General features: G+C 66.7%; 29 protein-coding genes. 8 read left to right on the forward strand and 21 right to left on the reverse strand.

From position 1 onward, the window contains the following. Nucleotides 1–97: 97 nt before the first annotated feature. The 3 genes from DEW08_RS30250 to DEW08_RS33935 all read right to left on the reverse strand — a co-directional run bounded on the left by DEW08_RS30250 (nt 98) and on the right by DEW08_RS33935 (nt 3,223). Complete coding sequence (locus DEW08_RS30250; RefSeq protein ID WP_109334476.1) at nt 98–1,807, reverse strand: terminase large subunit; 1,710 nt, start codon at nt 1,805–1,807, stop codon at nt 98–100. Further along, nucleotides 1,807–2,415 carry a terminase gene (locus DEW08_RS30255; protein WP_109334478.1) on the reverse strand — a complete coding sequence of 203 codons (609 nt, stop codon included), beginning with the start codon at nt 2,413–2,415 and terminating at the stop codon, nt 1,807–1,809. The genes DEW08_RS30250 and DEW08_RS30255 overlap by 1 nt, the downstream gene beginning before the upstream one ends. 124 nt (nt 2,416–2,539) lie before the next feature. Continuing rightward, a complete protein-coding gene (locus DEW08_RS33935) occupies nt 2,540–3,223 on the reverse strand; it encodes an HNH endonuclease (protein ID WP_109334480.1) in 684 nt (227 codons plus the stop codon). Between DEW08_RS33935 and DEW08_RS30265 the strand changes: the two genes are divergently transcribed. After that, a complete protein-coding gene (locus tag DEW08_RS30265) occupies nt 3,222–3,446 on the forward strand; it encodes a hypothetical protein (protein WP_109334482.1) in 225 nt (74 codons plus the stop codon). The genes DEW08_RS33935 and DEW08_RS30265 overlap by 2 nt on opposite strands. Before the next feature lie 116 nt (nt 3,447–3,562). Here the strand turns inward: DEW08_RS30265 and DEW08_RS31460 are convergent, their stop codons facing one another. Next, nucleotides 3,563–3,703, reverse strand: a complete 141-nt coding sequence (locus tag DEW08_RS31460; RefSeq protein WP_168220581.1) for a hypothetical protein — start codon at nt 3,701–3,703, stop codon at nt 3,563–3,565. 275 nt (nt 3,704–3,978) lie between these two features. On the opposite strand from DEW08_RS31460, the gene DEW08_RS33030 reads away from it, so the two are divergent. After that, on the forward strand, nt 3,979–4,221 hold the full coding sequence (locus DEW08_RS33030) for a helix-turn-helix domain-containing protein (protein ID WP_109334484.1): 243 nt from the start codon (nt 3,979–3,981) through the stop codon (nt 4,219–4,221). On the opposite strand, the gene DEW08_RS30275 is transcribed toward DEW08_RS33030, so the two are convergent. After that, nucleotides 4,163–4,537 (reverse strand): HNH endonuclease, encoded by a 375-nt coding sequence (locus DEW08_RS30275; protein WP_245987103.1) that lies wholly within the window; start codon nt 4,535–4,537, stop codon nt 4,163–4,165. The two genes, DEW08_RS33030 and DEW08_RS30275, sit on opposite strands and share 59 nt — an antisense overlap. A gap of 168 nt (nt 4,538–4,705) precedes the next feature. Here DEW08_RS30275 and DEW08_RS30280 point away from each other — a divergent pair, with 168 nt between their 5' ends. Both DEW08_RS30280 and DEW08_RS30285 read left to right on the forward strand, forming a co-directional pair. After that, nucleotides 4,706–4,975 (forward strand): BrnT family toxin, encoded by a 270-nt coding sequence (locus DEW08_RS30280; RefSeq protein ID WP_109334488.1) that lies wholly within the window; start codon nt 4,706–4,708, stop codon nt 4,973–4,975. Between the two features lie 33 nt (nt 4,976–5,008). Then, the gene (locus tag DEW08_RS30285; protein ID WP_109334490.1) at nt 5,009–5,254 is read left to right on the forward strand and encodes a helix-turn-helix domain-containing protein; all 246 of its coding nucleotides are present in this window, start codon (nt 5,009–5,011) and stop codon (nt 5,252–5,254) included. 16 nt (nt 5,255–5,270) lie between these two features. On the opposite strand, the gene DEW08_RS31465 is transcribed toward DEW08_RS30285, so the two are convergent. After that, on the reverse strand, nt 5,271–5,417 hold the full coding sequence (locus DEW08_RS31465; protein WP_168220582.1) for a hypothetical protein: 147 nt from the start codon (nt 5,415–5,417) through the stop codon (nt 5,271–5,273). 42 nt (nt 5,418–5,459) lie between these two features. Further along, the gene (locus DEW08_RS30295; RefSeq protein WP_245987100.1) at nt 5,460–6,110 is read right to left on the reverse strand and encodes a DUF3164 family protein; all 651 of its coding nucleotides are present in this window, start codon (nt 6,108–6,110) and stop codon (nt 5,460–5,462) included. Between the two features lie 121 nt (nt 6,111–6,231). Between DEW08_RS30295 and DEW08_RS30300 the strand changes: the two genes are divergently transcribed. Further along, on the forward strand, nt 6,232–6,537 hold the full coding sequence (locus DEW08_RS30300; protein WP_146214801.1) for an HNH endonuclease: 306 nt from the start codon (nt 6,232–6,234) through the stop codon (nt 6,535–6,537). Here DEW08_RS30300 and DEW08_RS30305 read toward each other — a convergent pair whose 3' ends face one another. From DEW08_RS30305 to DEW08_RS30330, 7 genes are all read right to left on the reverse strand, one after another. After that, nucleotides 6,538–7,095 (reverse strand): phosphoribosyltransferase, encoded by a 558-nt coding sequence (locus DEW08_RS30305; RefSeq protein ID WP_109334496.1) that lies wholly within the window; start codon nt 7,093–7,095, stop codon nt 6,538–6,540. 81 nt (nt 7,096–7,176) lie between these two features. Continuing rightward, nucleotides 7,177–8,133, reverse strand: coding sequence for a tyrosine-type recombinase/integrase (locus tag DEW08_RS30310; protein ID WP_109334498.1), 957 nt, complete (start codon nt 8,131–8,133; stop codon nt 7,177–7,179). A gap of 28 nt (nt 8,134–8,161) precedes the next feature. After that, on the reverse strand, nt 8,162–8,992 hold the full coding sequence (locus DEW08_RS30315) for a DNA adenine methylase (protein ID WP_109334501.1): 831 nt from the start codon (nt 8,990–8,992) through the stop codon (nt 8,162–8,164). A gap of 233 nt (nt 8,993–9,225) precedes the next feature. Further along, entirely contained in the window at nt 9,226–10,149 is a 924-nt protein-coding gene (locus DEW08_RS30320) for a replication protein RepA (RefSeq protein WP_109334503.1), read from the reverse strand. Between the two features lie 305 nt (nt 10,150–10,454). After that, the gene (locus tag DEW08_RS30325; RefSeq protein WP_168220583.1) at nt 10,455–11,078 is read right to left on the reverse strand and encodes a nucleotide-binding protein; all 624 of its coding nucleotides are present in this window, start codon (nt 11,076–11,078) and stop codon (nt 10,455–10,457) included. Next, a complete protein-coding gene (locus DEW08_RS31470; RefSeq protein ID WP_168220584.1) occupies nt 11,075–11,416 on the reverse strand; it encodes a hypothetical protein in 342 nt (113 codons plus the stop codon). Before DEW08_RS31470 ends, DEW08_RS30325 begins: the two co-directional genes overlap by 4 nt. Before the next feature lie 292 nt (nt 11,417–11,708). Next, nucleotides 11,709–12,143 carry a hypothetical protein gene (locus DEW08_RS30330; protein WP_109334507.1) on the reverse strand — a complete coding sequence of 145 codons (435 nt, stop codon included), beginning with the start codon at nt 12,141–12,143 and terminating at the stop codon, nt 11,709–11,711. A gap of 290 nt (nt 12,144–12,433) precedes the next feature. Between DEW08_RS30330 and DEW08_RS31475 the strand changes: the two genes are divergently transcribed. Then, on the forward strand, nt 12,434–12,601 hold the full coding sequence (locus tag DEW08_RS31475) for a hypothetical protein (protein WP_168220585.1): 168 nt from the start codon (nt 12,434–12,436) through the stop codon (nt 12,599–12,601). A gap of 25 nt (nt 12,602–12,626) precedes the next feature. On the opposite strand, the gene DEW08_RS30335 is transcribed toward DEW08_RS31475, so the two are convergent. From DEW08_RS30335 to DEW08_RS30360, 6 genes are all read right to left on the reverse strand, one after another. Next, nucleotides 12,627–13,346, reverse strand: coding sequence for a DUF6362 family protein (locus DEW08_RS30335; protein WP_109334509.1), 720 nt, complete (start codon nt 13,344–13,346; stop codon nt 12,627–12,629). A 1-nt stretch (nt 13,347) separates the two neighbouring features. Then, entirely contained in the window at nt 13,348–13,626 is a 279-nt protein-coding gene (locus DEW08_RS30340) for a hypothetical protein (RefSeq protein WP_109334511.1), read from the reverse strand. Between the two features lie 91 nt (nt 13,627–13,717). Further along, on the reverse strand, nt 13,718–14,134 hold the full coding sequence (locus DEW08_RS30345) for a host-nuclease inhibitor Gam family protein (protein WP_109334513.1): 417 nt from the start codon (nt 14,132–14,134) through the stop codon (nt 13,718–13,720). Nucleotides 14,135–14,226: 92 nt separating this feature from the next. Next, a complete protein-coding gene (locus tag DEW08_RS30350) occupies nt 14,227–15,411 on the reverse strand; it encodes a hypothetical protein (RefSeq protein ID WP_109334515.1) in 1,185 nt (394 codons plus the stop codon). Beyond that, nucleotides 15,408–15,641, reverse strand: a complete 234-nt coding sequence (locus DEW08_RS30355; RefSeq protein ID WP_109334517.1) for a hypothetical protein — start codon at nt 15,639–15,641, stop codon at nt 15,408–15,410. The genes DEW08_RS30350 and DEW08_RS30355 overlap by 4 nt, the downstream gene beginning before the upstream one ends. After that, a complete protein-coding gene (locus DEW08_RS30360) occupies nt 15,634–16,467 on the reverse strand; it encodes a hypothetical protein (protein ID WP_146214802.1) in 834 nt (277 codons plus the stop codon). The genes DEW08_RS30355 and DEW08_RS30360 overlap by 8 nt, the downstream gene beginning before the upstream one ends. A gap of 387 nt (nt 16,468–16,854) precedes the next feature. On the opposite strand from DEW08_RS30360, the gene DEW08_RS30365 reads away from it, so the two are divergent. Both DEW08_RS30365 and DEW08_RS30370 read left to right on the forward strand, forming a co-directional pair. After that, entirely contained in the window at nt 16,855–17,421 is a 567-nt protein-coding gene (locus DEW08_RS30365) for a hypothetical protein (RefSeq protein WP_146214803.1), read from the forward strand. 93 nt (nt 17,422–17,514) lie between these two features. Further along, nucleotides 17,515–17,802 carry a hypothetical protein gene (locus DEW08_RS30370; protein WP_146214804.1) on the forward strand — a complete coding sequence of 96 codons (288 nt, stop codon included), beginning with the start codon at nt 17,515–17,517 and terminating at the stop codon, nt 17,800–17,802. Nucleotides 17,803–17,837: 35 nt separating this feature from the next. Here DEW08_RS30370 and DEW08_RS30375 read toward each other — a convergent pair whose 3' ends face one another. Then, on the reverse strand, nt 17,838–18,221 hold the full coding sequence (locus DEW08_RS30375; RefSeq protein ID WP_109334525.1) for a hypothetical protein: 384 nt from the start codon (nt 18,219–18,221) through the stop codon (nt 17,838–17,840). Nucleotides 18,222–18,248 lie beyond the last annotated feature (27 nt).

Raw genomic sequence — 18,248 nt, forward strand, 5'->3', positions numbered from 1 at the left:
GGCGATCGAGGCGCCACCGGCGAGGCCGGCCAGGTCGAGCAGGATCACGCCCGCCGCGGCCGCGGCGCACTGTAGAAGCTTCAGCATGGTGGTGTCCTCAGAAACGGCGCAGGCCTCGGTCTTCGTAGACCGAGCGCGTGGCCCGCGGGTTGCGCTCCATCAGCACGGCGGCGTCGAGCAGGGCCATCAGCGGATCAATCTTGGCGACACCGGAGGCCTGCTTGGTGATCAGGAAGGCGTTGCGGGTCGGCTCGACCTTCGCGTTGGCCACCGCCCAGTTCAGCAGGCCCTGGCCGGCGTGAACGAACGAGCCGTCGATCAGCTTGCGCTCCACCGTCTTGATCGTCCCGGAGAGCTTGTAGCCCTGCGGGATGCCGTGAACGAGGCCGTTCTCCTCCGTCACCTCGATGTCGGCGAGCGCATCGACCAGCGCGCCAATGCCCAGCACGTCGAGACCGATGCCGCCGAACAGGCCCTCCTGCTTGATCTTTTCCACCAGGGCCACCACCCCGTCGATGTCCTGCGGGTAGTCGGTGATGACCGTCAGGTCCTGGTCCTTGACGAATCCCTCGTACCAGGTCGCGTTGGCCTTGCGTCGCGCGAGGGCCACCGGGTGCGCCCAGGCATGCGCCCAGGCAAGCCAGCGGCGGGTCACCTTTTCGCGGCCGATGGCGGCGAAGCCGAACAGATCGTCGGCGCCGCCGCCGTCGGCGCCGCAGGTGACCACATCGCAGCGCTCAAGCAGCAGGCGCAGCACCGACAGCCGGCGGTCGACGTTCTGGGACCGCAACCAGTAGTCTGCGCCGGCCCAGCGGTCCGACCGCAGCGCCAGGCCGATCTCGATGTTCAGGTGCTTGGCCAGGAAGCCCCGAACCGACTCCTCGCCATCCTCCTGCGCCTGCTGAAACCCGCGCAGCAGGAACTCTTCGTCCACCGAGGTCCCGAGGTTGGGATTGGTGACGTAGAAGTAGGCCGGATCCTTGTGCTTCTCCGCCTTCAGCATCTCGGCCGGGAACTCGTACAGCACCGGCAAGAACTTTGGGTCCTCGATGCGGCCATCGCGCACGCCGCGGGCATAGAGCAGCTTGCTGCGGAATACCCCGCGCGGCGGCTCGTCCGACTGGGTCGTCAGGTAGATGACGAACCCTTCCGGCCGGCTGGCCAGGCCGCCGGTGGCCTCGCGCAGCATGTTCTCCGCCCCGTCTCGCTTGCCGAAGATCCAGAGCTCGTCCACCAGGATGCCGACGGCCTTCTTTCCGCCGACCGTGTCGTTGTCCGCCGCGACCACCTTCAGCGTCGCATTGGTCAAGCGGTGCGTGACCGTGCGGGTATGCTCCTGCACCAGCAGCAGGTCGGACAGCTCCGGATCCTTGCGGATCATGTCGCGCACCGGATCGAAGCTGTTCTTCGCGATTTCGATGGTCGGCGCGAGGATGATGAACTCGGCCGACTCCCGCCAGTTGAGTACCAGCGCGGTCAGCATGATGCCGGCCGCAGTGGTCGACTTCCCGTTCTTTTTGCTGATCAGGAGGAAGAACTCGTTGATCAGCCGACGGCCGGAGACCGGGTCGTAGGCGCCGAAGATCGACGCGACGAAGTCCTTCACCCACGGCCGCGCCGCTTCCGCCATGGTCGGACTGCCCGGGGCGTCGACCACGCGCAGCGCGTCGAAGACGTCCAAGGCGGCACGGGCTTCGTCAGGGAACAGCGGGGCGAACGGGATCAGGCTCTCGCGCGCCAGGATGCGCCGCTCCCAGTCCGGGCAAGCGGTGGACCAGACCGGCTCGCCGTCGAATGGTGCCGCCATCAGCCGTTGTCCACCACCAGCTTGGGCGGCGGCCGCGGAGCGAAGCGGCCGCGGCCGGCCTCAACCGCGGCCTCCTGCCGCTGCTCTTTCTTGCCCTTCTTGCCGGCGCCGCCGACCTCACCCAGGACGGCGATCGTCTGGGCGATCGTCTTGAGCGTCATCGCCCGGGCCGGCAGGGAGACGGCCTTGAGCATCGCCGACCGGCGCCGCGGGGAGGCGTCATCCTTCGTGTCCTCGTAGATCGCGTCCTCGACGTCGCCGAGTTGCGACGTCGTGGCGTCGAGTTCGTGCAGCAGGCGCTGCGCCAGGTCGCGGCTCAGTGCGACCGGATCGGCCGCCAGCTCCGGGTTCAGTGCCGGCGGCGGAAGCCGAGGGGCGTCCCGTTCGGGCGGCAGGACCTCCTGCTCGGGTTCGGACGCCGGTGCCGGCTTGGTACGCGGCTGGTGCGCAGGTGCGCAGTCGGTGCGCACCCACTTCGCCGCGGCCGCCTGCTTGCGGACAGCCGCTTCGGAGACCCCGTGCTTGGCGGCGATCCGACGGATCGACAAGCTTCCGGCCCGGTAATCGGCCTCGATGGCCGCCCAGTCTATGTCCTTGCGCTTCGCCATGGCCGGTCACCGCGCCCCGAAAGTGCGCACCTCAAATCGCCCGGCAGAAAAATTTTCTGCGCGTGAGACCCCGTCCGGTGCATCCCCAAACACACCAAAAAGTTGCTAAACCTCCCCACCCATATCAGAATGGTACCTGATCTGGTCGGGTGAACGGTTCCAGCCTCGCATAGACCTTGGCCCCCTTGGCATTGTTGCAGGACCGGCAGCAGCAAGCCGTGTTCTCGTAGGTGTGCCCACCTCCGCCGGCTATAGGCACGACGTGGTCAAGCTCTGGCGCACCAGGATCGGTGGTCCCACGTAGGTGCTTCGGAGTCGATCTCCCGCATTGGTAACAGCGCCAGCCATCCCGTTCGAAGACGAGTAGCGGGTCCACCGTCTCGGCAGGTAGCCCACGAAGGCGTGCCCGGCGCACACCGTTACTGGTCCGCTTGTTCCAAGCCTTGTTGCACTCCAACGAGCAGAAGAAGCGACGTCTGTACCCATACGCCGGGGTGAAGTTGGTACGACACTCCCGGCAGGGACGAGGATCAGCCATTTGTAGGCGGTACCTGCTGCGCGTCATCTCCAGTCTGCAAGCCGCAGAGCAAGCCTTCCGGTGCCCGCCCCCAGCGATCAGGCTGCCGCACACCACGCAGGGCTTGGGCACGCGCAGGGCGGCACGTTGGGCCGCAAGACGCTGATGGTATGCCTGCTTGGCCGCTGCCCGGCTGGCGTAGCGTCGCTGGGACACCGCTGAGCAGGCCCTTGAGCAGAACCTACCCTCGTTCGACTCCCCCTTCTTGGCTTTCCCACTGGGGCAGGACATGACGAAGGTGACGCCGCACCGCTCGCATGTCCTCGTCCGCGCCGCCAGGGCCGCGGCCGACCTGACCCAGTGCGCCAGCACCTTGCCGCAGGTCACCCCGCAGCTCACCGTGCCGTTGTCCGGCGTCCGGAACACCGTGCCGCAGATGGCGCAGTCCCGTTCGTACCGGGCCACCACGGGCCGGGGCGGTGCCGCTTCGGAGCGACACCGCACGCTGCAATAGGTCCGAGGTCGCCCCCGCCGGCCGATCGGCCGAAGGAACGAGGTGCCGCAGACGGGGCATTCCACTGCTTCGGTCAGCCCGTCAGCCACGGGCGATGATCCGATCCAAGTCCCCGATCAGCCGCCACAAGGCCCGCAGCCGGTAGTCGCGGGGCTGGTCGGGGGCAGCGGAGCGCCCTCCAGCACCGCCGCCTCAACCACCGGACCGCCGTCCAGCGCCGCCACGCAGTAGCGCAGCTTGATGGCGACACCCTGCAACGTGTTGGCCGGCAGGGTTGCCAGCCGATGGTCAGCGTTGAGCAGGAGCCGGTCAACCGACCGACGCCGGCCAGCGGATACGCCACTGGGTAGGGCAGCCTGTGCGAGGACCACTGTACGGTAGCGATCCCAGGCTTCTATGAGGCGTGTGTCAGCCGGGTGACGAGACATCGGCCCACTCTCCTTGCCGTGCCAACATGCATACGTTATGTTTCAGACATAACGCGTGCCATTTCAGCAGTCAAGTCCCACACATCACTAGCGATGTTTGAAACATGATAACGGCAAAGCAGATCAAGGCAGCCCGTCTGTTTCTCGACTGGGAGCAGCGCGACTTGGCAGAGCGGTCGGGGGTCTCACTCCCGACCATCCAACGCATGGAGAAGCTTGGCGTTGAGCGCAGCCAAGCAGGAAACGTCGATAAGGTTGTCCGAGCCCTTGAGGAGGGCGGCGTCCAGTTCATCTACTCCAACGGTGGTGGACCGGGCGTCCGGTTGCGTCACCCACCGTCCACCTAAGCCCCCCGAACCGCCGACGGCGGGCCTCGGCCGTCTTGCGGCCGTGACACCCGCCGACCTTGCCGTCGGGATGCGGCGTGCCGTTGCCGCCCGCGGCGGCGCACAGCAGCTGCACGTTGGCCGGGTCGAGGTCGGCCCCGCCGTCCCGGCGCTCGTGGATGTGGTCGCCGATCAGCCGCACCGGGCTGCCGTCGTCCTCGCGCGTCTTCCCGCACCGCTCGCAGCGCCGGCCGCGCAGGCCGATCAGCCGGTCCACCAGCTGGCGCCAGGGCGACGACACCAGGAGCTGGTCGGGCACCTTGGGTGCGGGACGCACGGTGCGCACATCGAGGGTGCCCAGGCGGGGCTTCAGGAGCCCCAGGCGGCGACCGGTGTCATTTGCCATGGTGTTACGTCCCAAACAGTACCGAAATTCGGTAGTTACTTGTTGACCTCTGTACCGAAATCCGGTAGTTTCTCTTCATCGCCAACGAGGAACCGACCGATGCCCTTCGATCCCGCCAAGAACGCCCTGAACATCCGGGACGATGGCATCGATCTGTCCTTCGGCGACCGCGTCATGCAGGACGGCAACGCCCTGCACATGCTCGATGACCGGATGAACTACGGCGAGGAGCGCTGGAACGTCCTCGGCATGGTCAACGGCGTCGTCTACCACCTGACCTACACCGACCGGGAAGACGGCTTCCGCTACATCTCCCTGCGGAAGGCGACGAAGCGGGAAGCCGAGTTCTACTACCGGGAGGCGCGGTAAGCGCCTCTTCACCCCCGACCCAGGAGCCCCACCATGGCAGACGAAATGACCGACGAAGCCCTGTCCAAGATGCGCCCAATGCCGCTCGCCAAGCGAGCCCGTGCGGTGACCGGCCTGACGCAGGCCGCGTTCTGCGAGCGCTTCGGCATTCCGCTGACCTGCCAGCGGGATTGGGAGCAGGGCCGGGCGTCTCCTCCCGAAGCATCGGCGTCCTACCTGACGGCGATCCTGCATGACCATGCGGCGGTCGCTGCAGCGTTCAACGCTGCGGCGGAGTAATGCGCCCTGCCCGAGTTTACGAATAACGCGGGGCACCCGGCCGGTGCGCACCGTGCGCACCAGCGCACCGGAGCTCGCGCCAGGCGGCCACCAGGGCTCGGCAGACCACCAGCCAAGCGACGAACAGCCCGATCGTGATGAGGACCTGGACGAGTGCGAACATGGCGGCCTCCTGTTTACGAATAATGCGCTGCATGGCCAGAGATCAGGCGTTCGCGAGATCGAGCGTAATCGATCGCCACGGGGATTCCTGGCTGTCCCGGCGGTAGAACCGGACGTAGGTCTTGGTGCCAGCGATCCTGATGCTGTCGGCGATCGCTTCCATCGCCCGCGCCCAACGGGGATCGTCAATGGAGACACGGCGCAAGGCGAAGATGCTTTCGCGCGATACCTGACCTTCCTTGTCGACGCGAAAGGCGTGGTCGACAAGAACACGGATATTCGCATTGGCGTCCTGGGACCAATCGCCGATGCATTCATCGATCAACGACTTGGCGACTTGCAGTTCCGGCCCGAAAGTCAGGTGGTCCGCAACGGCGACTTGGACCTTCAGCTTTCCGTCATAGGACGTGAAGGTGATGTTCCCCTTCCGGCCGCCCCGCGACGCGCCATACTGATCGGACAGGATCGCCAGGAAGGCGCCGACGTCCTCGAACACGCTGCCCTTGAAGCTGCGCAGCATTCCGCTGATGGATTCCGCCCGGTCGATCAGGCGACGCACCAGGTCATCCTCGAGCAGGTCGGCCGCCTTCACCAGGCGCGCCGGGATCATGCGCCCCTTCGCGTCCTCGTAGTACGCAGGCTGATCGTTGGAATCAGCCATCTGCGGGGCCTTCTGGGCAGCGTCCTGGGCCATGGTGCGCACCATTCCGAGTTTATGATAATGCCGATTTTCGCAAACTTGACCGCCAGCCAACGCCGGCGCGTACGCAGTTCCACCGATTGATCGGGCTCGGTTGTTGGTGCATTCCGTCGACATGACCGACGCACCGACCGAAGGCAAAGGCGCTCGCAGGCGCCGGTCGATCGCCAAACACCAGCGCGGACGCTGCTTCCTGTGCGGCCGGAAGCTGGACTTCGACCTGCGCCAGCCGCACCCAATGGCGCCCAGTCTGCATCACTTCATCCCGATCGGCCGCGGGGGGCCGAGCAGAACGGCACTCAACCACGTCATCGCGCACACCAGGTGCAATCAAGCGCAAGGGCGCGAGATGCCGACACCCTGGCAGTGGATGAAGTACGTCCTGGTCATGTGGCGGCGCGGCCTGGTTCGCTGGCGCTGATCACGACCCCGGCAGCCACCAGCGGAACGAGCTGGATGGCCCTGGCGTCTGCCGGACCGGCGCCGGTCTGTCGCCGCGGTCGCCCGCGATCTCCCCGCCGATCCAGACCAAGCCAAGCGCGGCCACACCACGACCTCGCAGCGCGTTGAGCCCCTCCTCGATGTGCCACCCGCTGGTGGCCACATCGTCGACCAGCAGCATCGGCCCAGGCGGGTCCGCCTGCCATTCCAGCGGCGGCAACTTGGCGAACTCCTTCGGGTGGCTGACACCCGCCACGAACCGGTCGGCCCACACCTGCAGGAAGGGTAGCTCCAGCTGGGCAGCGACGCGCTGCGCGAGCTGCTTGGCAAAGCAGTCCGGCCGACGGCTATGGCCACAGGGCACAGTTGTCACAGTCCACCCGGGCAACGCCCCGCCCAGCGTCCGAGCGACCACCGACACGTCGGCGGCCGCGGCGTCGAGGACCTCTGGTGCGCAGCAGCCCTTGGCGGCCTTCAGCGTACCGATGTCCGCCTTCTTGGCGTCGGCCCGCCACGACCGGGTGACGAGGTACGCCACGTCGTTTCGGCTGCGGAACGCCGGTCGCCAGACCAATGAACCGATTGCAGCATCACCTGGCGCCGAGACCATGAGGACACCTCATTCGTCGTCGCCGGCGATCATCTCGGCCATCTGGCCGGCCAGATCCTCCCGGGCATCGTCGTACCGCTCGAGGACGCGCACGTCCTTGTGCCGGGAGAACTTCTGCGCCGCCCGGATGTTGCCGCCGCTGCGGTCCAGCACCGTCGTGATGGCGGTATGCCGGAGCCCGTGAGGTCGGGTACGCACCCCGACCTCGGCGCCCAGCGCGCGCACGATCTGATAGACGGCCGTGCCGGTCAGCCGGCCGGAGCCCTTGCCAGCGGGGTCGAGCGAGCGGAAGAGCGGCCCCGGCCCATCGCCGCGGCGCCGCACCCACTCCAGCACCACCGCCAGCGTCGGCGCCGGCACCGTCACCAGCTCCTTCTGCCGGCGGCCCTTGCCCAGCACGGCAAGCGTGCCGGCGCTGGGATCGAGGTCCTCGATGTCGAGCGCCACCACCTCGCCGCGCCGCAGGCCGAGGTCATGCAGCAGCCGGACGATCGCCGCGTCGCGCAACCCCTTCAGCCCGCCATGGCCGGCCGCGGCCGCGGCCATGGCCTTGACCGTCTCCCGCCCCGGGCCCCGCGTATCACGGTAGAGCTCCGCCCCGACGTTCGGCACTTCCAGCTTCCACCCCACCAGGCCCAGCGCGTTGCCGAGCTGCACGAGGCTGCGCAGCGCCGACAGGCGCCGGTTTACGGTCGCGGGCGCGAGCGAGCGCTCGAGCATGTGCGCACGATAGGCCAGGGCGATCCCATTGGCGTCACCCTGCGGTGTGGCCAGCAGGCGGCGGGCGGCCTCCTCGGCATCGGCGACGCCGACGAAGGCCGCGAAGTCGGCCAGGTCGCGCTGGTAGGCGGCTTGGGTCCGTGCCGACCGGCCGGCCAGGAAGGCGTCCAGGATGCGCTCCTGGACGCGGGTGAGAGGCAGGGCGGGCGCCGTCGGCTGGGCTACAACGAGGTCGGTGTCAGCCATGGCGCCCCCCTGCCGCCGATCGCCGGGATCAGCCGGCGGCCAGCAGCTCCAGACAGGCCGGGTGGTTGGTGATGACGAGCTCGCCGACCGTCTTGCCGGCACCACCGCCGACCGTATAGGTCGTCGGCACGGCCGCCATGGCGAAGCCCGAGAACAGCTCCCTCACTTCGGGCCTGTCGTTGATGCTCAGAACGAAGCGCCCCTGCAGTGCAGCGAGCAGATCAGCCAGCGTTGCAAAGTCAGCGCGATCGAACAACCCGCGGCCGTAGTCGGCCTCGCAGCCCCAGTATGGCGGATCGAGGTAGAACAGCGTGTCCGGCCGATCGTAGCGCCTGATGAACTCCGCGTAGGGCAGCCGTTCGATCACGACGCCGGCGAGCCGCTCATGCACCGCCTCGAGGACGGCACCCAGCTTGGTGACGTCGAAGCGGGCCCCACCTCCCGGATCGACGCCGAAGGTGCGGCCGGCGACCTTGCCGCCGTAGCTGGTGCGCTGCAGGTAGAGGAACCGGGCGGCCCGCTCCAGGTCGGTCAGCGTGTCCGGGTCGCTGTCCATCAGCCGGTGAAACTCGGCCCGGCTGGTCAGCTTGTACTTCAGCTCGCCCATGAAGGCTTCGTAGTGCCGCTGAAGGATGCGGAACAGCGTCGCGACGTCGGTCGACCAGTCGTTGATCACCTCGGCCGGCGGCGCCTGGTCGCGCCGCAGGAAGATGCCGCCCATGCCGACGAACGGCTCCGCATAGCAGCGGTGGGGGATCGATGACAGCAGCGGCACGAGCCGGCGCGCGAGATTGCGCTTGCCGCCGATGTAGCCGGCGACAGGCGAGACCGGGCGGACGGCCCGGGTAGTGACCTCCATTCAATCACCTGCTGAGTTGCGCGGCCACGACGGCCGCGACGGGCCATACGGTGGGCGATACCTCGTTCCGGCTGCGGTTCGCAGCCTGGAACGGCAACGCCCGCCGCGGCAGAGGCCGGGCGGGCGCTATAGGTGCATCGTCCTATCAATATTGGCAAATAATCCTAGAAGTGTAAAGCGCCATGTTGCCCGGCATGGGCAATGGCGCCCTGAACGCAGAGTGTGGGGTTAGGTCACGCCCCGAGGAGCTTTCCAACGGGTGGCCGACTGGGGTGGAGGATCAGGCCGGATCCATCATCGGCCAGTTCCACCCGAGCGTCCGGGTAGGCGGCAGTGGCGGCTTCCAGGGCCTCCAGGAAGGGGCGCCGGAAGAACCGGGCCTCCTTGAACCCACCGCCAAACTGGCTGTGGAGCGCCGTCCAGGTGACCGGCGTCGGACGGTCGAGCACGTGGAGCCGATAAGCGAGCCACACGTAGATGTCGAGCGACATGGAGCGATCGCGCAGGTGCCGCACTGCCGTTTCGAGCAACGGCACTGGATGCTCCTTCGCAGCGCGGAAGAACACCTCGTCCAACACCACCGTGTCGTCGAAAAGCCGGGGCTGGGGGCCAATGTCGATGGAATCGCCAAAGAGGAGGCCGCGGCGCACGATGCCGCCCTTTTCAAAGCCGTTGGCGCCCTTCTCAGTCTCCCAGAAGAACCGCATGCTGCAAGCGGCGATCCTCATCGACTGTTCGCGAAATGCTTTCGCGGTTTCGCCTCCGACGGTGACGCCCATGGCTTCGAGCCAAGCCCGCATGGATCGGCCCAGCGCGATCTCCCTGCTATCCGTCCGCACCGCCTGGGTGATCAGGTAGATCAGGATCATGCGGGCACGAGCGCCGTAGGGTACGCCGTACAGCCGCAGTTGATTGCCGACCTGCAGGCGGCCGGGCTCGACCACCAGCTTTACCCGATGCCCCTGCCGCTCCCACAGCTGGTCGTCTGGAATCTTGCGATGGGGCAGCGCGGTGAGGCACAGGCCCGAATAGGTATAGCCCAGATCACCGCGTTCATCGCCGAGCACGCCGGCCGCGATGTTGACGATGTCCTCGCTGGCAAGCGAAAGGGCCGCTTGCTTGCCGTTCTGGACGATGAGCTTGTGTATCTCAGCCATGGCTTGCCAGTTGATGATGTTCTGGGCGTGGCGTCAAGTGTGGGGTTAGGTCACGGAACTACTTGAGACTAGTTGTTATCTATTCTAGTTGCTTCGTGACCTTACCCCACGGGATAACCCGAGTCGCCGCCGAGTCGTCGTGACCCAACCCCACGCTTTCGTGTCCTAACCCCACGGGATAACTGCGGACCCTGTGTGTGTCCTAACCCCACACGCGCCGACTCGCACCATCGTCGACTAGTAACGACGTTGGAACGCTGAGATATTGCGGCGTTGCGATGTTTCAGCGTTCCAACGTTTTAACGTCATGCTGCAGGGGCACGGAAGCTGAACAGGTTCAGCCCCATGCGCTCGAGAATGCGCAGCGCGAACGCCTTGCACTGCCCATTGATACGAGCGTTCGCCCCCTCTTCGGACACCAGCGTGATCAGACCGTTGATCTCTGGAAGGGGTGACATCAACCTTGACCCAAGGTCCCCCATGGCCTTTGTTAGCTCCTTCTCGGCCGCGGCCTTTGCCCAGGTCTGGGTTGGCCAGCGGTTCGGCAGGCCGTAGGCGTGGGATAGCCGCTGCAGATCGGCTACCGCTACACGGAGATCCTCGGCCGAGTGCAGGAACGGGATCACCGTCAGATCGGCAACCTTGCTCAACACGGCGTCCACTTCGGGGCGGCCGCCGCCGCCGTCGATCACCAGTACGACGTCGTCGCGGTTCGCCAGCTGGTCGATCACGCGAGCGAGTTGCCGGACCTCCCGTCCGTCGACAGTCGCATAGCGGCGGGAGTCGGCCGGCAGCACGAGGCGGCGCGGGTCGGTCGTAACGTGGATCGAGCGGACACCGTGCATCCCCAGGCCATGGCACAGAGCGTGGCTTGTGGTGGTCTTGCCGGAACCACCCTTATCGCCGGCGAAAACGACGGTACGGCTCACAGCGGAACCTCTTGGATCAGGGAAGCTGGAAAGTCGGGATCCGCGATGGCCCGGTCGATCAGGATCCGAATGACATCCTGTGGCGTGATGTTCGCCCCCGGACCACGAGAAGCCATCAGTTCGAAGGCAGCCCGCTTCAACGCGGCGTCCTGCTCGGCAGATACCCGCACTGTCAGAGGAACGAAGGTCGTACCGACCTTGCTGCGCCTACCGACCCGGCTCGTTGAAGCAGGAACAGGCGCCGGCCCGCTGGGGGCGGCGATCGGGGCGGAGCGGTCGAGCGCGCCTTCGCCGAGTTCGGCGAGCAGCGCTGCGCCAGACATCTTCTTTCGGACCATGTCACCCAACCTTGAAACGCTGAAATGTTTCGAGATTGGGAAATCTGAACGCTGAAACGTTTTAATGTCAACATCAAAGCGCCGAAACGTCGAAGCGTATCAACATTAAAACGTTTCAATACCAAATTGACGGCCTTTGCGCGGCCAATCGCCGCGAATGCGTGGCGTAGGCGGCGATCAAGATGGGATGACGTTAAAACGTTGCAATGTTGATACGCTGCAACATTGCAACGTCTCGTGATGCGGCATCCCTTCATGATCAGCCACCACACCACCGCCTGCAATCGGGCCGTCAGGCGTCACGGAATGCGAGGAAGCACGCCAGGGCGATCAGCAGACCGGCGACACCCCACTGGCCGAGCCCGGTGGCATACCAGGGCAATTGGTCGAGCCAGTGGTCGGCGAGTGACGTCCCGACAAGCGATGTGGGGATATGGGCGGCCTGGTACCCCCTTTCGGTCAAGGCTGGCCAGAGAGCAACCCAGCTTCCCCCGGCGATGGCTGCCAGCCACGCACCGATCCGACGGGCGTCGTCAGGTATCCATGCGCCCAGCGCGAAGCGGGAGAATGCAGATACGACGATCATCGCCATCAAGGCCCTGATGATGATGTTCGCGGCTGTGGAGAACCCGATGCCTATGGAACCTGATACCCACTGAATAAAAGACATGACTGCGGCGAAAGCGATGAATGCTAGGATGAATACACCAGCGGTCGCATTGTTCATTCGTCCCCCCATGATCGTACGAGCATGCGGGCCCCGGGCCAACCGCGTTTCCGATGATACCGTTCTCCGGTATCGCTTCCGTAACCGGCGGGCACCCATGCCCTTCATGCGCCTACCATAAGGGTGACAGGACTGTCACTCTTTAGCGTGTCGGATGCATCGGTGCTGGTCACCCTTCCAGAGTGACACCTTTGTCACTCTTCATTCCCGCTGCGGCAAGGCGCAGGGTGCCAATGCCGGAGGGTGGAACGATCGGACACCACGCCCCTGCGGTGGAGCTGGAGGAACCAATGCCCGAGGAAGTCAACGACCGGAACTCGCCCGGAAAAGAGAAGATCATCGCCCCGCCGAAGGGAGAGGGTGGTGCCGGAGACCGCGCGACCCCGGCGCCGAAGGCTGACACGAAGCCGACGCCGACGCCGCCCGTGAACCCGGCCGACCCTAACCTCAGGAAATGAGCAGCGTGGAAGGGTGACAGGATCGTCACCCTTCCACCGCCTCCCCGTTCAGGATTGCCACCAGGTCTTCGACCGCGCGCCGCTCCAGGGTCGCCACATGCGTGTGTGACCGTCCGATCGTCCGGGCGATCCGGCGCAACGACAGCCCCATGGCCACCCCGACCACGGCCTTCCGCTGGTCGACGTCGTCGAGCAGGAACAGCCACTGCAGCACGATGTCGAGCCGGCCGAGCGCGGCCGGCGACGGAACCAGCCGGATCCGGGGTGCGTCCCAGCCGTAGGCGAGGGCGGCCTGCCGGACCACGTCGGGCATGGAGGACCTCCACCCCCCGGGATGGTCGCTGGGGCACGTCCGCAGCGTCTCCATGGCCTCTGCCAGCCATTCCCGCACCAGGTCAGCGGTCCACCCGCCGGAACCGCTCCACGGGCCTTCCAGCGCCGGATCGCCCGGCGCCGGCCGCCACGGCTCCACGGCCTCGGCGACGGTGGCCAGTTGCCAGCAGGTGGCGCTGCGGGCGCCGGCGCCGCCGTCGATCGGCATGGGATAGGTCACGTGGCGGCGCTCCGTCAGGATGTTGGGCTGCGGCAGGTGGGTGGTGTTGCTGATCCAGAAGGACGTCCTCAGCGACTCCGCCTGTGCCAGCATCGACCGCGCCGCGCGGTCGCGCAGCTGGGCCGCCGAGAGCTGCTTCGTAGCGCGCCGGGCGGCCCGGTTGCGGGCCTTCCTGTCCTTCCTGCTGGCCATGTCAGAGTGCCGGCAGCGGCAGGGCGCCGGTCACGACGGACAGGCCGGCGATCAGGGCCGGCAGCAGCTCGGGATTGACCAGGGCGGGGTCGTTGCGCTGCTCGATCAGCGCCTGCTGCGCGATCGCCATCACGTCGGCCGCGTCGATCACCTGGCCGCGCACGAGCTGCGCCTCGAGCAGTGCGAGGTGGCTGTCACAGTCCTCCGCGTCCAGACCCGCGTCCGATCGCAGGCGGGCGCGCAACTGCTGGATCGCGCGGAACGCATCCGCCGGCCGCATGGCCCTTATCGCCGCTCGTTCATACATCGTTACCCCGGAAGAAGAGTACGTCGCACCCGAAAGGTAATTTGCCGTCCTATGTGCTAAAAAATCATGATGGCGCGATCACGAACACCTCACGGGCGTCCGCAATTGTCTTGCAGATAATGTTTTTCGCTGTGGGTTTTGCGGACGGTGACTTTGAATGTGTAAATACTGCGCCATGATCATTAATCCGCCCGATCATCGGAACGGTTCGCCACTCCAGCCGGCCCGCCGGCAGGATGATCGTCGGGCCCAACCGCGCCCGTTCCGCCCGTGCCCATTGCTCCAGCTGGCTGGACAGCCGCTCTTTTCGCGCAGCCAGAGGCGCGGCACGGGTATCCGCAGCGGTGCGCAGCGCAGTGATGCCGCCGACCAGCTCGGTCGTGATCCGGGCGAGGCCTCGATTGATCTCGCCGATCTCCGCCAGGACGCGCGAGGCCTCGTCTGCGTCTCTGATCGCGGTGTCCGTCGGCGTGCTACCCATGGTGACCCCCAATCCGCGACGCTGGGGCGCCTCAAATTGGGAGTATTATCACAGCAGGCGGGGGTAATCCATCCGATTTGCGGACTATGATCCTAAGCGGCGACCCCCTGCTGCGCACGAAGGGCGTCCAGCGTCGTCTGGACGATGCCCGGGGTCATCGCGGCCACGACACGCGCCACCACGGCCGCCACCTGAGCCTCGCTGAGCGCGGGGGGCAGCGAGGTGGGCGCTGCAACCCTCCCAGCGCCCTGGAAGGCGTCCAGCGAGCGCTGGAGCGCCTGCTGGAGGTCCTGATCCGGTACGGCTTGCCCGCGGAGAAGCCCCTGGTACAGCGCCGGGTCGGTCGATTGCAGGGTCGATACCGCAAGCGCACCGTTCCCCCGGGAGCCGAGGAGCTGCGCAGCCCGGTCCAGCAGGGCGTCCAGCCGCTGCTCCGCCTTGCCGTCGGCGACCTGCCGCGCTGCGGCGACGGTCTCGCCGATCTGGCGACCGCCGGGAATCGGCAGCATGAGCGATTTCTGATCGGGTGGTGGACCGCCGCAGCGCGCCGGCCGTCTCGCGCGCGCGGGCGCTGGGTTGATTCCAGGGTTAATACAGGGTTCGGGTGACACGCCTGTCACCCTAAATCGATGCGATCTGTCACCCTTCTCGGCCTGATGTGTCACCCTTTCCTGCCCTGTCGCGGCGGGCACGGCGGCGTTATCCACAGGATGGCCGGCCGCCGCGGCGGAAAGGGCGACAGAACCGTCATCCTTTCCGGCCGCCTGCGCCGGATCTGCGGCCGGATGGGTGACGCTGGTGTCACCCTGCCCCTGGAGCGAGTCACCCTTATCGTTGGCGCCAAGGGTGACAGGACGATGAAGGGCGACAACGCTGTCATCCTCCTGCGGCTCGGCGCCATAGCCCAGGCGGGCGAGCAGGCCGTGGGCGCGCATATGCGCTTCCGTGCTGGCCAGCCAGCCCGGATCGAAGGCGAGCTGGGCGGTGTCCCCGGGGCCGCGGCCGCCGGCGTGGCAAGCCACCAGCACGCCGGCGCTGCGCAACGCCGCCCTGGCCCGTTGGATGTTGCGCTTGCACTCGCCCAGCGCCGCCGCCAGGGTGTCCACCCCGATCCAGGTGACGAGGGTTTCGGAGGTCGACCAGACCTGCCGGTTGACCTGCTCCAGCATCACCAGCCCGATGCGCCGGTCGCGGTCCGTCAGCCCTGGTGCGAGCAACAGGGCGAGACGGAACCGGCCGACGGCCGCGCGAAAGCCCTTGCGCGCGTCCGCTGTCATGGCGCCCCCGGTGCTGCCCGCCGATTGGCGGCCTGGATGGCGCGCAGGTCGCGCTCCATGGCGATGCACGCGCACTCGCCGTCCGCCGGCGTCATCCGTTGCGGATCGAGGCCGAGCACCCGGCGCAGCCAGCGGTCGGGGTAGGCCCAGGCCTTGGACGCGGGGGCGATCCGGCAGGCGCCTCGTAAGCGCAGCCACATGGCATCCGCGCGGTCGTAGGCATCAAGCATCGTCGCCCCCTTTCCTCTGGTCCTTCCGCGGTTCTCGCCGCAGCTCGCCAATCACCTGTTGGCCGATCAACGTGCCGATCGCCGAGGCGACGGCGTTCAAGGCGTCCTGGCCCTGGCGCAGCATCGAATCCCGCAGCGCCAGACGGTGGGCCGCCAGCATGTCCATCTCCGTGCGGGTGAGCGGGCCGGACAGCAGCGGGAACGCCCGGATGTCCGCATAGGTCGCCTGGGTCGGGGCGCGGGCGGCCGCCCGGTCGCGCAGGCCGGGATCGGCCTGCCATTCGGCCCGCGCGGCGCAGCCGGTGCAGAAGAAGGGTTCCGGCTCCGGGCGTGGCAGGGCGGCGGCGCCGGGCGCGTTGGGCGACCGGGCGGTCTTCAGGTCGCCGGCGGCCGCCAGCAGCCGCAGCCGCTCGCGCTGCGCCGGCGTCATCCGCCGCAGGTGGCCGACGACGTCGGCCTCGATCTCCGACAGGCCGGGAGCGCGGCCGGCCGCCGCCGCGTCGAACACCTCGACCACCGCGATGGTGATGTCGGTCGCCCGGTCCGTTTCCGACTTGGTCGTGATGTAGATGGCCTGGCGCTTGTTCAGCCAGAGGATCTTCCCCTTCCGACCGCCGCGTTTTCCGGTTTCTACCACGGTGGTAGAAACCGCCCCGAAACGCTCAAGCGCTGGAAGGTGGCGCGCGATCAACTGCGCCAGTTTCCAGGGTACGGAGTAGCCGAGGATTTCAGCCAGCCGCAGGTGGCTGATTCGCGGCTCATGGTTGACTGTGGTGTTGATGTCCGCTGGCGAAAACGCGGACAGATCTCTGGTGTCTTGGGTCATGAAAGAAGCCCCCTGAACGGCATTACAGGACGCCGCAAGGAAAGGCTTCGACGACCCACCCTGGCGGCGGGAGGTTCGAACCTGTTCAGGGCAGGCGCGGTTATTCGGCCGAAGCCTTATTACCCGCCCTCCCGCCATAGGGAGACCGTTCCGGACAGAATCCGGGCACGAAAAAAGCCGCATCGCGAAATGCGCGGGCGGCCAGCCGCCTGAACGGAGTTTCGACGCTCCACCGCAAAGGATGGCGAAACCCCTGGGACTGGTCAAGCAGCTGCCCGGAAAAATATCAGAACCAGCACATTTTGCATACGGCGCTATGCAATTAGAGCGCGAGCGGGATCGACTCCCGCTCGCGCCTTGCCTACCATGGTCGAGGCCAGTCAACCCATGGAGGCAAACCAGATGTTTGGAAAGAGACCGGATCCGGCGGTCGCGGAACTCGAACGACAGGTTCTCGATCTCCGCGAGGAGCTTGCCGATCTCCGGGTGCGCGTGAAGGTGCTGATCGAGCACAAGCCTGCGCCCAGTCGCGCGATCCCTGCGGCGCAGCGCCAACCAATGCCAGAGGTGTTTCCCCCGCCGGCGCCGGGCACGCTGGAAGGGCTGACCGCGGAGCTTGAGCGTTTGGACAATCGCATAACGGCCGTCCACACTGACCTGATGAACCGCCAGACCGAGGTTCTCACCGAGATGGCGAAGGCAATGAACATCGTCAATTTGGTTAGCGAAACCACCAGCAAGCGAACCGACAGCATGGTGCAGTTGGCTTACGAATCCGTCACGCTGTCCCACTTCCTTCTGTTCTTGGGGTCCTACCTGGAGGTCAACGGAATCGTGCCGCGAGGTGGATTGCGGAAGGTTTTCGAAATGGTTTCTGGAAACATGTCCCCGGAGCAGAGGACGCACGGCGAACGTATCATCGGGAACCTGCAGAACTGGTGCAACCCCCACTGAGCGGACCACTGGACGATCGGCGCACAGGAAACAGTGCCGGTCCGACCCCACATAATGTACGCTCGAGATGCATTTACGCCGGAGGGAAAGTTCATGAACGCCCCATCCCCGCGCCAGCCCGGCCGAGCCGATGAGGCGTTGGACATTCTCCGACGGCTTGAGCCGGCGCTGACGGTTCTGCAGGGCGACCTGAACGACGTCCGGGCCGACCTGAAGGAAGTTCGTGCCGAGCAGCGACGCCAGGGCGAGCGGCTCGCGGCCCTGGAAGGCCGGGTTTCCCAGCTTCCGACGCTGATTCAGATCATCGGAACCGTGCTGGCGGTGAACGCCGGCATCGTTGCCGTCGCCTTCGGCCTGGTGAATGTGATCCGAGCGCAGTAGGGCCGGTGGGCCTGCGTACTCTTGTGCCCCCGTCATCATGCCGGCTCTCCCGCCCGCACTGAACACGGAATGGTGGCCACCAGGCTGGCCACCAACGCGCTCATCCTGGTGCTGATCGCCGGCGCGGCCGCCCCCTCTTCACCGAAGCCGCTCGGAGTCCGGGCGGCGCTGAGCTGGGTCCGCAGCGACCGCACCTCGTCCTCGAGCTGCTGCAGCCGGGCATCCTCGGCTGCGAAGGCCTCGGCGAAGACGGCGCGCAGGAAGTCGCTGCCGAACTGGGCCACCATCTCCTCGAACAGCCACATGCGGGGGGCGTAGCCCTGCAGCAGCCTGTAAGCCAGCGGGACCGAGATCCCGAAGGCGGCGGCGACATTCTTGGCCCGCGGCCCGCGGAACCGGGCACGCAGGAACAGCCGCACCCGGGGCCCGACTCCATGAACGGTATC

Source organism: Azospirillum thermophilum, assembly GCF_003130795.1.
GTDB lineage: Bacteria > Pseudomonadota > Alphaproteobacteria > Azospirillales > Azospirillaceae > Azospirillum > Azospirillum thermophilum.

What these genes read in the sequence shown, in the direction of transcription:
- DEW08_RS30250 (WP_109334476.1), bottom strand. Translation starts at nt 1,807, where the DNA reads ATGGCGGCACCATTCGACGGCGAGCCGGTCTGGTCCACCGCTTGCCCG.
- DEW08_RS30255 (WP_109334478.1), bottom strand. Translation starts at nt 2,415, where the DNA reads ATGGCGAAGCGCAAGGACATAGACTGGGCGGCCATCGAGGCCGATTAC.
- DEW08_RS30265 (WP_109334482.1), top strand. Translation starts at nt 3,222, where the DNA reads ATGACGAAGGTGACGCCGCACCGCTCGCATGTCCTCGTCCGCGCCGCC.
- DEW08_RS33935 (WP_109334480.1), bottom strand. Translation starts at nt 3,223, where the DNA reads ATGTCCTGCCCCAGTGGGAAAGCCAAGAAGGGGGAGTCGAACGAGGGT.
- DEW08_RS33030 (WP_109334484.1), top strand. Translation starts at nt 3,979, where the DNA reads ATGATAACGGCAAAGCAGATCAAGGCAGCCCGTCTGTTTCTCGACTGG.
- DEW08_RS30280 (WP_109334488.1), top strand. Translation starts at nt 4,706, where the DNA reads ATGCCCTTCGATCCCGCCAAGAACGCCCTGAACATCCGGGACGATGGC.
- DEW08_RS30285 (WP_109334490.1), top strand. Translation starts at nt 5,009, where the DNA reads ATGGCAGACGAAATGACCGACGAAGCCCTGTCCAAGATGCGCCCAATG.
- DEW08_RS31465 (WP_168220582.1), bottom strand. Translation starts at nt 5,417, where the DNA reads ATGTTCGCACTCGTCCAGGTCCTCATCACGATCGGGCTGTTCGTCGCT.
- DEW08_RS30295 (WP_245987100.1), bottom strand. Translation starts at nt 6,110, where the DNA reads ATGGCCCAGGACGCTGCCCAGAAGGCCCCGCAGATGGCTGATTCCAAC.
- DEW08_RS30300 (WP_146214801.1), top strand. Translation starts at nt 6,232, where the DNA reads ATGACCGACGCACCGACCGAAGGCAAAGGCGCTCGCAGGCGCCGGTCG.
- DEW08_RS30310 (WP_109334498.1), bottom strand. Translation starts at nt 8,133, where the DNA reads ATGGCTGACACCGACCTCGTTGTAGCCCAGCCGACGGCGCCCGCCCTG.
- DEW08_RS30315 (WP_109334501.1), bottom strand. Translation starts at nt 8,992, where the DNA reads ATGGAGGTCACTACCCGGGCCGTCCGCCCGGTCTCGCCTGTCGCCGGC.
- DEW08_RS30320 (WP_109334503.1), bottom strand. Translation starts at nt 10,149, where the DNA reads ATGGCTGAGATACACAAGCTCATCGTCCAGAACGGCAAGCAAGCGGCC.
- DEW08_RS31470 (WP_168220584.1), bottom strand. Translation starts at nt 11,416, where the DNA reads ATGGTCCGAAAGAAGATGTCTGGCGCAGCGCTGCTCGCCGAACTCGGC.
- DEW08_RS30330 (WP_109334507.1), bottom strand. Translation starts at nt 12,143, where the DNA reads ATGAACAATGCGACCGCTGGTGTATTCATCCTAGCATTCATCGCTTTC.
- DEW08_RS31475 (WP_168220585.1), top strand. Translation starts at nt 12,434, where the DNA reads ATGCCCGAGGAAGTCAACGACCGGAACTCGCCCGGAAAAGAGAAGATC.
- DEW08_RS30335 (WP_109334509.1), bottom strand. Translation starts at nt 13,346, where the DNA reads ATGGCCAGCAGGAAGGACAGGAAGGCCCGCAACCGGGCCGCCCGGCGC.
- DEW08_RS30340 (WP_109334511.1), bottom strand. Translation starts at nt 13,626, where the DNA reads ATGCGGCCGGCGGATGCGTTCCGCGCGATCCAGCAGTTGCGCGCCCGC.
- DEW08_RS30345 (WP_109334513.1), bottom strand. Translation starts at nt 14,134, where the DNA reads ATGGGTAGCACGCCGACGGACACCGCGATCAGAGACGCAGACGAGGCC.
- DEW08_RS30350 (WP_109334515.1), bottom strand. Translation starts at nt 15,411, where the DNA reads ATGACAGCGGACGCGCGCAAGGGCTTTCGCGCGGCCGTCGGCCGGTTC.
- DEW08_RS30355 (WP_109334517.1), bottom strand. Translation starts at nt 15,641, where the DNA reads ATGCTTGATGCCTACGACCGCGCGGATGCCATGTGGCTGCGCTTACGA.
- DEW08_RS30360 (WP_146214802.1), bottom strand. Translation starts at nt 16,467, where the DNA reads ATGACCCAAGACACCAGAGATCTGTCCGCGTTTTCGCCAGCGGACATC.
- DEW08_RS30365 (WP_146214803.1), top strand. Translation starts at nt 16,855, where the DNA reads ATGGAGGCAAACCAGATGTTTGGAAAGAGACCGGATCCGGCGGTCGCG.
- DEW08_RS30370 (WP_146214804.1), top strand. Translation starts at nt 17,515, where the DNA reads ATGAACGCCCCATCCCCGCGCCAGCCCGGCCGAGCCGATGAGGCGTTG.